The following is a 12,687-nucleotide window of genomic DNA, read 5'->3' as shown; positions in this document are numbered from 1 at the left end:
AAGCAAGTTTGTTTGAAATACGCCCAGCTAATTCAAGAGCAGGGTGGAGATTTACACCTGAATACAAAAGTTCTGAAAATCTCCCCAAGTGGTAGAAATCAGGTACTAGAAACAAACAACGGTAACTTTGAAACCCGCTTTGTAATTAATTGTACTGGATTGCATAGCGATCGCACCGCCAAATTAGGTCAAGTTGAACCCCAAGCAAAAATTGTCCCATTCCGGGGAGAATACTACGAACTCACACCAGAAAAACGCTATCTGGTCAAGACACTAATTTACCCAGTTCCCAATCCCGATTTTCCCTTTCTGGGTGTCCACTTTACCCGGATGATTGATGGTAGCGTCCACGCAGGACCAAACGCGGTTCTCAGTTTCAAACGCGAAGGTTACAAAAAAACCGACTTTGACCTGCGGGATTTTCTTGAAGTCATCACCTATCCCGGTTTTTGGAAATTGGCAGCAAAACACGCTGATGAAGGCATCCAAGAAATCATTCGTTCCTTTAGTAAAGCAGCCTTCACCAGAAGTTTGCAAAAACTAATTCCCGAAGTCCAAGCAGAAGATTTAGTTCCCACCCATGCAGGAGTCCGCGCTCAAGCCTTAATGAACGATGGCAAGCTTGTAGACGATTTTTTGATTGTTTCCGGTCAAAACTCTATTCATGTTTGCAATGCTCCTTCTCCTGCGGCTACATCTTCTCTAGAAATCGGCAAAGCCCTAGTCACACAAATTCCCCAACTATCACATCTAGATAATGTGGTAAATGCATAGATAGCATAGTTGCTTGCAGTCTGAAGCTGCATATTTTTTAGTATTGCAGGCAAATGAAATCGCAACATACTAGCAGTTCTGATTTGCATTCAACACAGTTTCCATTGGGATCTTGCCCGCCCAAGGATGGGGGAGATGCACAAGCAAAAAGTGTAGTGCATCAATTAAAATCTCGTTTCCAGGTTCTAAAATCATTGGGCTGCTACCACGAATTTGGGAGGCGGTAGCCCTCCAAATGGGCATTCCCAGTCAGAGGCTGGGAACAAGGTAATTTAACTCATCAATACAAAGGCATTAAACACAATGAAAATATTAGTAACTGGAACAGAAGGCTATCTAGGTTCATTATTGCCGCCTCTGTTAATTGAACGGGGACATGAAGTTATCGGTCTAGATACAGGTTTCTATAAAGTTGGTTGGTTGTACAACGCTAATGCAGTAACGCCTAAAACTCTTAACAAAGATATCCGCAACATTACCCCTGATGATTTGGAAGGTGTTGAAGCAATAGTTCATATGGCGGAACTCTCCAACGACCCCGCTGGACAATTGGCACCCAAAATTACCTATGAGATTAATCATGTAGGTTCAGTTCGTCTGGCTAGTCTGGCTAAGGCTATGGGTGTGCGTCGCTTCGTATATATGTCTTCGTGCAGTGTCTACGGCGTTGCTACCACAGATGATGTCACAGAACAATCCCCAATTAATCCCCAAACAGCCTACGCAGAATGCAAAACTCTTGTAGAAAGAGATGTCAGACCACTCGCTGACGATGACTTCTCTCCCACCTTTATGCGGAATGCCACAGCCTTTGGTGCTTCTCCCAGAATGCGCTTTGATATTGTTTTAAACAACTTAGCAGGGTTGGCATGGACTAGCAAACAAATCAAAATGACCAGTGATGGTACACCCTGGCGTCCATTAGTCCACGCACTGGATATCTGCAAAGCAATAGTCTGCGCTTTAGAAGCACCACGGGACATTGTACATAACCAAATCTTCAACGTGGGAGATACAGCAAACAACTATCGCGTTAAAGAAATCGCGGAAATTATTGCTGATATTTTCCCAGATTGTAAATTGTCCTTTGGTGACAACGGCTCAGATAACCGCAGCTATCGGGTATCCTTCGAGAAAATCAACACAATTCTACCTGGATTTAAGTGTGATTGGAATGCCCGACTTGGTGCCCAGCAGTTATTGGATTTATTCAGTCAAATAGATATGGCCGAAGATACTTTCTTATTCAGAGGATTTACTCGTTTAAAACAGCTGGAGTATCTGATTCGTACCGAGCAAATTGACAAAGATTTCTTCTGGAATAAAAAGTAGCTAGAATCGCCTAATAGCAGCGGACAAATAATCTAAGCTCCGAATCAAATATTGTTGATTCGGACTTATTTCATCCATCAAATTATTTGTAATTAGGGAGTTGAAGTTTATGGCGATCGCAAAATGTCGTTTCAGTGGTCAACCTCTGAACCAAACCTTTATTGATCTAGGAATGTCACCTTTAGCCAATGCTTATCTTACAGCAGAACAGCTAAATAATGCCGAAAAATTTTATCCTCTCCATGCTTATATCTCTGAAGACACTCTCTTGGTTCAATTAGAACAGTTTGAAACTCCAGATCATATTTTTAGCAACTATGCTTACTTTTCTTCCTACTCGGTAAGCTGGCTAAAACATGCTAAGGCTTACACTAATATGATCGTAGAAAAGTTTGGCTTTAATCATCATAATCAAGTTATTGAAATTGCCAGCAATGACGGCTACTTACTGCAATATTTTTTAGAGAAAGGAATCCCAGTTTTAGGAATAGAACCAGCGGCAAATATCGCCAAGTTTGCCCAAAGCAGAGGGATTCCTAGCATCAACAAGTTTTTTGGAGTTGAAACTGCCAAAGAACTCGTGATACAAGGAAAACTAGCTGACCTTTTGATAGGCAATAATGTTTTAGCTCATGTACCGGATCTAAACGATTTCATCGCTGGGATGAAACTCATCCTCAAACCCAATGGCATTTTGACGATGGAGTTTCCTCATATTTTACAACTCATTCAAGAAAATCAGTTTGATACGATCTATCATGAGCATTTTTCTTACTTTTCATTCCTCACTATCGAAAAAATTTTTGCAGCACACAACTTGCAACTTTTTGACATAGAAGAATTACCAACTCATGGCGGTTCTTTAAGAATTTATGCCAAACATGACCACGCTGATAATCTCAGCATCAGCGAACGAATTAGGCATCTCAAAGCAAAAGAAATTGCTGCTGGACTGCATAATATAGAGACTTACATTACATTTGCAGAAAAAGTCAAAGAAACAAAGCATAAGCTATTAAATTTTCTGTTGAAGGCTAAAGCAGAAGGTAAATCAATCGCTGCTTATGGCGCACCAGCCAAAGGTAATACATTGCTCAATTACTGTGGGATTGGGAAAGATTTTATCGATTACACAGTAGATTGCAGTCCGTATAAACAAGGTTTATTTTTACCTGGAACTCATATCCCTATTTTTGAACCAGATAAAATCCGCGAAACCAAACCAGATTATGTCCTAATTTTACCTTGGAATCTCAAGGAGGAAATTATAGAACAAATGGCATTTATTGGTGAGTGGGGTGGACAGTTTGTAGTGCCAATTCCCGAAGTAAAAATTTATTCTTCTTCTATTCCGGATGGGCTTTTAATAGCATCGTAGTTACTAAAAAGAAGCAAAAAAATGCCTTTTATTACTAATCATTTAATTGTTTTGAGCATAGACAATATTTAAAGAGTAATTAAAAGGCGTATCTCTTATCAAGCTTTTACCACCAAATCACAAAAAATTAGACTAAAAAACAGCTTGCTGATTACGAAGCTGCTGTTAATACTGATTCTGATTAACTACAAGTTTGAGATTAATATGAATAAATTGCTTACCATCGCAATTCCTACATTCAATCGTGCCCAGCTTTTAGATAAACAACTTACTTGGTTAGCTAAAGCTATTAAAGGCTTTGAGTCTGACTGCGAAATCTTGATTTCTGATAATTGTTCTACAGATAATACTCAAGAGATAATCCAAAAATGGCAATCAATATTTAGCAATATCACATTTAAATCAAATAAAAACTCGAATAATATAGGCGTAGTCAAAAATATTATGTATTGCCTAAATTCTTCTACAACACAATATGTTTGGACAATTGGTGATGATGACCCAGTTCAAGATAGAGCCATTGCTTATGTGATTAGCAAACTCAAGCAACATGAAGATTTATCATTATTGTTCCTCAACTTTTCTGGACGGAACCAAATTACTGGTGAACCAGTTCATCCACCAACAATTGTTGGTAATCGCTGGTTTGATGTTGATAGTGAAGATGGTGATGGTGATGGTAAAGCCATATTTGAACATTGTTTCTCCAAAAGTGTCGGCGCAGTTATTTTTCTGAGTGCTACAGTTTACCGCACTGACCTAGTAAAACGCGCTCTACAAAATTGGCCAGATGCTGAGAACAACTGGATATCTTTAGGATATTTAGCCGGATATTGTGCTGCTAATGGTATTGTAATTGTCACTAAAGAGACTTATTTAGAATGTATTGTGGGTGTGAGTTATTGGCAAAAAGAACCAAAGTCTGCACTGTTAATGCAATACAAACACATACCCGAAGTGATTTTAAAGTTGGAGAAAAGTGGATATTCTAAGCAGTTTTGCAGGCGGATGATTTTGCAGAACCGTAAAGAAGTCAGCTTGAAAGTTTTCTTGGGTGCTTTAAGAAGATGGCCTATGTCCGCCATCAAGACAGTAGTTCCATTTTTGACTTTAGTCAGCTTATGTGCTTTTGATGTAATGGTTTCTAAAGAGTTTAAGTTAGCAGAATCAAGGGAAATATCTCCTCAAGAAGTGCGTATCTACAAACCATAAGCTACTAAATCTATCATAAATACACATCAAAAATAGAAGGTATTAAGGTCATGTTTAGTGCAATTAAAAGCAAAATAGCTACACTGTTTTCTGACTTTGAATACTATCTAGCTTGTTGGAAGCATAGCAGAAATCTGCCAGTATTGGAAGGATGCGATCGCAACATCCTTAATGCTCTCAAAAAAGATGGCGTTTACGTCACAAGACTGGCAGATTTAGGGTTAAATTCTAGCTCCGAACTGCTCAAAGCTGCTTACCATCAATTGTCTCAGATGGAAAATCCCAACAATGACCATCTAGATGAAAGGTTGCCCCAAATTTCCACAGTTACAGGTTTACCAGAATTTTATGCCTGGGGAATCGAGAAAAGGCTGCTCAACATTATCGAAAATTACATTGGTCTTCCTGTCGCTTTTCATGGTGTACATTTACGCAAAGATTTCAAGAGCAAACATCAGTTTGGAACGCTGCTGTGGCATAGCGATGCTGAAGACCGTCGCATTATCAAAATCTTTATTTACTTGAATGATGTAGAAGAAAAAACTGGGCCTTTTGAATACATTCCCCGCTCTTTAACTTCCTTATTTAGTTGGAATTATTTTCGACTTTACTACAAACTTTGGAAGTCAGGCTATATGGGTATCGACGATGAAGAAGTAAAATCAGTCATTCCCAAATCAGCTTGGAAATCCTGCCCAGGTCCAGCAGGTACAGTCATTATTGTAGATACGAAAAATGCTTTGCATCACGGCACAGTCCGCACAGAAGATCGGTCAGCGCTATTCTTTTGTTATACCGCCAACCCTCCCGAACGACCAGACCTCTGCACTCAATATTGGGATGATACTTATCCCAGAGCAGAGTTACGTTCTGCATCAGATGCAGTTAAAGTTTCGACTTAGTACCCTTTGATAGGTTATTAAATCCACGCTCATTACTGTTATTTTCTCTACTCAACATTCATCTAAAAGGAATTATATGATTTTCACCGAAACCGCACTCAAAGACGCATTCATTATTGACTTAGAAGAAAAACCAGACCACCGTGGTTTTTTTGCTCGGTCTTTCTGCGCTCAAGAATTTGAGGCACATGGATTAAAGCCAACAGTTGCCCAATGTAACCTGTCTTTTAACTACAAAAAAGGCACTATCCGGGGAATGCATTATCAAGTTCTCCCAGCCGCAGAAACGAAATTAATTCGCTGTACTAAAGGTGCTATCTATGACGTAATTATTGATATGCGTCCTGAATCTCCCACTTTTTTATCACAGATTGGTCTAGAGCTAACCCCAGAAAACCGCCGCGCTTTATATGTTCCTGAAATGTTTGCTCATGGCTATCAAGCACTAACAGATGAGACTGAAGTAGTATACCAGGTTGGTGAATTTTACACGCCAGGTTACGAGAGAGGTCTACGCTATGATGACCCATTCTTTAACATTGATTGGCCTCTAGATGTGACTGAAATATCCGAGAAAGATTTAAATTGGCCTTTGTTGAGAATGATGACTGTTGGCGGCACAACTTCCAGATAACTTAAACTATTTCTCTGCGCCTTCTCTACGAGACGCTACGCGAATGCGTCTCTGCCTGAAAAAAACAAATAACTCATTTGGATGAGAATAAATGCCAAATAGTATTCTATCTCGTGTTGGAAAGACTATCTCTTTCATCTCTAAAAAAGTCCAAGCTCGCATCAATTATGCCAAGACCTTACAAGTTGTTTCCCTGAAGCCCAAACAGCCTTCCAAAGGAAATGTACTTCTTTCTTATCGGATTGAGCCATTCCTCATAAAACCAGGTCAGCCTATCCCCAATGACCAGAGTTGGAACTGGGAATGTCTATTAATTGCCCAAACTTTTTTAGACTTGGGCTATAACGTTGATGTTATCCAATTCCACAATGATAAATTCATTCCTCAAAAAGACTACGCATTTTTCATTGATATCCGTCATCGCTTAGAAGCGATCGCACCAAAACTTAATAAAGATTGCATCAAGATTTTCCACGTTGACATTGCTAATATGGTCTTTCGCAATGCAGCTGAATGCAACAGACTTCTAGAACTCCAACAGCGCAGAGGAATTACTTTACGTCCACAGCGATTTGAAACGCCCAACTTGGGAATTGAATATGCCGATTACGCTACCGTACTGGGCAACAATTTCACAGTTGATACATTCAAATATGCGAACAAACCAATGTATCGTATTCCGATTTCTTCGTCACTCGTTTATCCCTCTCCCGACGAGAAAGATTTTGAAGCGGTAAGAAAGAATTTTCTTTGGTTTGGTGGTAGTGCTTTAGTTCTCAAAGGATTAGACTTAGTTTTAGATGCCTTTGTCCAAATGCCGGAATACCATTTAACAGTTTGTGGCCCGGTAAGTAACGACAGAGAATTTGAGCAAGCTTTCTACAAAGAACTATACGAAACACCCAACATCCACACCTATGGTTGGATTGATGTTAGCAGCCCTGACTTTTTAAAAGTTACAAATAATTGTTTGGGACTTGTTTATCCTTCCGTTTCTGAGGGACAGGCAGGAGCAGTAATAACTAGCTTGCAAGCCGGATTAATTCCAATTTTAAGCTACGAATCTGGTGTGGATGTTCATGATTTTGGTGTGATTTTCGATAATCTTTCCCTTGAAGAAATTAAGGCGAAAGTTACAAGTATTTCCAATTTGCCTGTTGAAGACCTAAAGCTTATGTCTCGTAAGGCATGGGAATATGCAAGAGCAAATCATACCAAAGAAAAGTTTGCTCAAGCCTATAGAAATGCTGTGGAGCAAATTATCGAAAATCACAGCCAGAAGAAACAGATCGGTTCTACAACATCTAGCAAACAGCTAGTTAGTAGCGATCGCTAATCCCAATTCTCTATGAAAATCTACTTAATAGTTAGCTGTAACAAATTATTAAGTACAAATTTATCGAGAATTTGTATAACAACCAACAGTTCCAAAAAGAAGTTTAGTTCATGATTATTATCGATCGCGCCTTACAAACCCGTGCAGCAGCAGGCAATCCCATCAAAGTGGGAATGATTGGGGCTGGTTTTATGGGTCGAGGAATTGCCAACCAAATTGTCAATTCAGTGCCAGGAATGGAGTTAGTTGCTATTTCCAATCGCCAGATTGATGCAGCTAAACAAGCTTATTCGGAAGCCGGAATTGAGGATATTCAAGTTGTTGCAACTGTCAGCGAATTAGAAGATGCGATCGCTAACGGTAAGTATGCAGTCACAGAAGACGCTAAGTTACTGTGTCGGGCTGAAGGCATCGATGCCTTAATCGAAGTCACAGGTGCAGTGGAATTTGGCGCTCACATTGTCATGGAAGCGATCGCCCATTGCAAACACGTGATCATGATGAATGCCGAACTCGATGGCACTATTGGCCCCATCCTGAAAGTGTATGCCGACAAAGCAGGCGTTATTCTCAGCGCTTGTGATGGCGATCAGCCAGGGGTACAAATGAACCTTTACCGCTTTGTGAAAAGCATTGGTTTAACTCCCTTATTGTGCGGTAACATAAAAGGACTCCAAGACCCCTATCGCAATCCCACGACCCAAGAAGGATTTGCTAAACGTTGGGGTCAAAAGCCTCACATGGTGGCTAGCTTTGCCGACGGAACCAAAATTTCCTTTGAGCAAGCGATCGTTGCCAATGCCACAGGGATGAAAGTCGCCAAACGGGGAATGTTGGGATATGACTTCAACGGTTATGTCGATGAAATGACCCAGTTATATGATGTTGAACAACTCAAGGAACTGGGCGGCATTGTCGATTATGTAGTTGGAGCAAAACCTGGCCCAGGCGTATATGTATTTGCCACTCACGACGACCCCAAGCAACGCCACTATCTCAACTTATACAAATTAGGTGAAGGCCCTCTTTACAGCTTCTATACTCCTTATCACCTCTGTCATTTTGAAGTTCCTCTGTCCGTAGCGCGTGCTGTTCTGTTCGGTGATGCCGTCATGTCTCCACTAGCAGGCCCGCTAGTAGATGTTGTCACCACCGCCAAAATCGACCTGAAAGCAGGAGAAACCTTAGATGGCATTGGCTACTACATGACCTACGGACAATGTGAGAATTCCGATATTGTCCAACAGCAAAATCTTCTACCGATTGGTTTAGCTGAAGGGTGTGGCCTGAAACGAGATATTTCTAAGGATCAAGTCCTCACATACGCGGATGTAGAACTACCTGAAGGCAGACTTTGCGACCAACTCCGAACTGAGCAAAACACTTATTTCGCCCCAGAAAAAATCTTGGTAGCAGTTGGATAATATCGGTTTCAAAAACATTTGCAACAAATGAATTGGCTATAGGGGCGTAGAGCCAGGGCGAATAGAATTCGCGGCTACACAAACAACAGTTGAGGAAAGATTGAAGGTTTGAAACCCACGGAGGTGGGTTTTGCCTGCGTAGTCGCGGTTTCTAACCGCCGATTTAACTAAAGTTGTTGATAGTCACTTGCTGGGGAGCGTTCAAACAAACCTTATCGAAACTTTAGGTCAAATTCATGAAAATTGCTCTAGTCCATGATTATTTAACCCAGCGTGGTGGGGCAGAGCGTGTGTTTGAACTGCTTTGTCGGCGCTATCCCGAAGCAGATATTTTCACATCTTTGTACGATCCACAAAAAACTATTGATTTAGGCGATCGCATAGTTAATACAACTTTCTTGCAAAAGATTCCCTATGCAGCAAAATATTTCAGATCGATGGCTCCTCTATATTTTCCTGCTTTTCGTTCCTTGGATCTGCAAGACTACGATTTAATTATTAGCAGTAGCACCAGCTTCGCTAAAGCAGTACGAAAAAACCCCAATGCCCACCACATTTGTTTTTGCCATAACGTCACCCGTTTCTTATGGGATACAGCAACTTATTTAAGAGAGTACGGAGATTATAGATATTTTGCTCCTTTAATCGAACAAGTATTCCAAGTAATGAGAAAGGTAGACCTGAAATATGCACAGGAACCTGATCTTTACATTGCCAATTCTAGTGTTGTTGCCCGCCGTATTGAAAATATTTATGGCAAAAAGGCAATGATGGTGAACTACCCAATTGATACTAGTAAATTTGTTTTTTCAGATATAAAAGATGAATATTATCTGGCCTCAGCCCGGATGATTAGTTATAAGCGTCTTGATATAATAGTAGAAGCTTTTAATTGGCTAGGGTGGCGGTTATTAATATCAGGTGATGGGCCAGAACAAGCACGGTTAAAATCCAAAGCATTACAAAATATTGAGTTCTTGGGACACGTAAGTGATAGAACCCGCAAAGACTTGTTTTCCAAAGCCAAGTCTATTATTGTCGCTGCTTTAGAAGACTATGGATTAGTCCCAGTAGAGGCTAATGCTAGTGGCACACCAGTCATCGCCTATGGAGCAGGTGGAGTATTAGATACTCAAATACCAGGTGAAACAGGAGTCTTTTTCAAAAGACAAACACCCGAATCTTTACAACTTGCATTACTAGAAGCCAAGAACATTTCTTGGAATTACGATCGCATCCGTAATCATGCAGTAGAAAACTTTTCAGAGAATGCCTTCTTTGGCAAAGTTGAGCAAATTATTAACCAAGTTTGTAGTATGAGTCAATTATTCATTTGATTTCTTAATCCCTTCCTACTATAAGATTACCTATTTATTTTTCTCTCTCCTCCTTGGCGGTTTGTTAAAAAAATAGGTATTCTTCGGAGTATCTCTTAGCGTAAGTCTTAAAGACAAGGATAATAAAAGTGGTTCAAACTAGTCTAAATCCTCATATAACTCCAGCTTCGGAAAATGAACCAAGTTACGGACAATTGTTTGCCGTGTTTGTGCGAAGATTTCCTTGGTTTTTAATAGTATTTATTAGTTCTCTTGCTATTGCAGGCATGGTAACTTTTAAGACGAAACCTACTTATAAAAGTTCAATGCAACTGCTAGTAGAACCTAACTATCAAGGTAAGACAGAAGGTGCTGGGGTAGACAATCAGTTTACTGACTCTAATGTTGTGATAGATACAGCAACCCAGCTTAACTTGATGCAGAGTTCGGGACTTATCCAAAAAGCAGTTGATAAACTTCAGTCTGATTATCCAGATATAAGTGCAGCTGAAATTAAAGCTTCTTTGGTCTTAACTCAATTAAGGAGCAAAGAAGATAATGTCGCTACTAAAATCTTTCAAGTTGAATACACTGCTGGAGATCCAGAAAAGACACAAAAAGTTCTGGGTGCAATTCGACAAGTTTATGTGGAATATAACAAACAACAACAGAATTCGCGTTTACAAAAAGGTCTGCAAATTATCAGGGAACAGTTAAGTAAAGCTAGTGAAGAAGTAAACGCGGCTGAGACAAATTTACAAAGATTTCGCAGAAACCAGAACTTAATTGATCCAGAATCGCAAGCGAAAGCGATTGAGACAGCTTTGAACAATATTGCCCAAGAACGACAGACAACTCGTGCTCAATATGGGGAAGCCTTAGCACGTCAAAAATCTTTAGAAGAACAACTTAACCGTTCTCCCCAAAATGCTCTAGTTGCTTCTCGTCTAAGTCAGTCTACTCGCTACCAAAGCTTACTGAACGAAATTCAAAAAACAGAACTGGCATTAGCACAGGAACGCTTACGCTTTACAGATGAGACTCCGAGTGTCCAAAAGCTCAAAGAACAACTTCAGAGCCACAAGGAATTATTGCAACAAGAGGTAGGTAGGGCTTTAGGCGAAAAATCTGCTGGTGCATTCACTTCCAAAGACTCTCTTCTCGAAAAAGGACAACTCGGTGAAATTGATCTCAGCCTTGCTGGTCAGTTAGTGGAAACGCAGACAACTATAGTTGCTTTAACTGCTCGCGATCAAACTTTGGCCCAGAAAGAAAACGAGCTGCGTTTTGAAATCAAACGCTTCCCGCCTCTGTTAGCTTATTACAATCGGATGCTACCACAGTTGCAATTTAGTCGTGAAAGATTAGAGCAACTTTTAAGAGCAGAACAGCAATTGCGGCAAGAACTTTCCAAGGGTGGATTTAATTGGGAAGTTGTAGAAGATCCTCAAAAAGGCGCACAATTAGGCCCCAATCTCCAACAGAACTTGCTATTAGGCGCTGTGGTTGGGTTTATGTTAGGAAGCATTGCTGCCTTTATTCGAGAATCGGCTGATGATGCAGTTCACACTACTGCTGAATTAGAGAAGCAAATGGCCTTGCCGTTGTTGGGAACAACTCCCAAGTTACCGTCAGCTAAACCCAGAGAATCAATGATCAAGTTGCCTTTTGGCAAGCCAGAAGTTCTCGCTCCCTGGACAATTCAGGTATTGCAATCTCCACCGCGTTGGGAATCGCTGGATCTGATTTACAAAAACATTGAACTTTTAAATACTGTTACTAACTTGAAATCTTTGATGATCACCTCAGCTTTACCAGATGAGGGTAAGTCAGCTTTGGCGTTGGGTCTGGCAATGAGTGCTGCTCGTTTACACAAAAGGGTGTTGCTGATTGATGCCAATTTACGTGATCCCAGCCTGCATCAACAGCTGAATCTTCCTAATGAACAGGGGCTTTCAACTCTACTGGCTAGTGATACAACTCTACCCAACCAAATTAGTCTTCAATACTCAGGCTCCGCCTACATCGATATTTTGACTGCTGGCCCAAAACCTGCTGACCCAGCTAATCTGTTGAGTTCTCCTCGGATGATGCAATTAATGGCAGCATTTGAGGAAAACTATGATTTGGTACTTATTGATGCTCCCCCAGTTCTCGGCTTAGTGGATGCCATGCTTACCGCATCATCTTGTCGTAGTGTGATCATGGTGGCAAGCATTGGTATTGTAACGCGAAGTCAGCTGACTCAAGCTACAGCCATGTTAAGTAAGTTAAATCTGATTGGCGTTGTAGCTAACGGGGTATCAAACTCTAGCATTAATTACGTACCCAATATCAAACAACAGCAATTGGCCTTGCGTCAAGCTGTGGAAAAATAGC

The 12,687-nt window shown here is 40.6% G+C and carries 10 protein-coding genes; all 10 read left to right on the top strand.

The window, feature by feature from the left end; genetic code table 11:
- Window positions 1-774, top strand: a 774-nt coding sequence (lhgO, locus tag ACEW80_RS11305; protein ID WP_373526664.1) for an L-2-hydroxyglutarate oxidase, incomplete at its 5' end; no start/stop codon positions are given.
- Between the two features lie 303 nt (window positions 775-1,077).
- The gene (locus ACEW80_RS11300) at window positions 1,078-2,106 is read left to right on the top strand and encodes an NAD-dependent epimerase/dehydratase family protein (protein ID WP_373526663.1); all 1,029 of its coding nucleotides are present in this window, start codon (window positions 1,078-1,080) and stop codon (window positions 2,104-2,106) included.
- 109 nt (window positions 2,107-2,215) lie between these two features.
- Window positions 2,216-3,484: a methyltransferase domain-containing protein gene (locus ACEW80_RS11295; protein ID WP_373526662.1), complete on the top strand. Its 1,269-nt coding sequence runs from the start codon at window positions 2,216-2,218 to the stop codon at window positions 3,482-3,484.
- A 204-nt stretch (window positions 3,485-3,688) separates the two neighbouring features.
- Window positions 3,689-4,696, top strand: a complete 1,008-nt coding sequence (locus ACEW80_RS11290) for a glycosyltransferase family 2 protein (protein ID WP_373526661.1) — start codon at window positions 3,689-3,691, stop codon at window positions 4,694-4,696.
- A 50-nt stretch (window positions 4,697-4,746) separates the two neighbouring features.
- Entirely contained in the window at window positions 4,747-5,598 is an 852-nt protein-coding gene (locus ACEW80_RS11285; protein WP_373526660.1) for a phytanoyl-CoA dioxygenase, read from the top strand.
- A gap of 76 nt (window positions 5,599-5,674) precedes the next feature.
- Complete coding sequence (rfbC, locus tag ACEW80_RS11280) at window positions 5,675-6,232, top strand: dTDP-4-dehydrorhamnose 3,5-epimerase (RefSeq protein ID WP_373526659.1); 558 nt, start codon at window positions 5,675-5,677, stop codon at window positions 6,230-6,232.
- Between the two features lie 91 nt (window positions 6,233-6,323).
- A complete protein-coding gene (locus ACEW80_RS11275) occupies window positions 6,324-7,568 on the top strand; it encodes a glycosyltransferase family 1 protein (RefSeq protein ID WP_373526658.1) in 1,245 nt (414 codons plus the stop codon).
- A 110-nt stretch (window positions 7,569-7,678) separates the two neighbouring features.
- Window positions 7,679-8,992, top strand: coding sequence for an NAD(P)H-dependent oxidoreductase (locus ACEW80_RS11270; RefSeq protein ID WP_373526657.1), 1,314 nt, complete (start codon window positions 7,679-7,681; stop codon window positions 8,990-8,992).
- Window positions 8,993-9,228: 236 nt separating this feature from the next.
- On the top strand, window positions 9,229-10,329 hold the full coding sequence (locus ACEW80_RS11265; protein ID WP_373526656.1) for a glycosyltransferase: 1,101 nt from the start codon (window positions 9,229-9,231) through the stop codon (window positions 10,327-10,329).
- Between the two features lie 128 nt (window positions 10,330-10,457).
- Window positions 10,458-12,686 (top strand): GumC family protein, encoded by a 2,229-nt coding sequence (locus ACEW80_RS11260; RefSeq protein ID WP_373526655.1) that lies wholly within the window; start codon window positions 10,458-10,460, stop codon window positions 12,684-12,686.
- Window position 12,687: the final 1 nt, after the last annotated feature.

The sequence above is a fragment of the Nostoc sp. genome, from assembly GCF_041747015.1.
Taxonomy (GTDB): Bacteria; Cyanobacteriota; Cyanobacteriia; order Cyanobacteriales; family Nostocaceae; genus Nostoc.
This window is presented reverse-complemented; position numbering and strand designations above follow the sequence as displayed.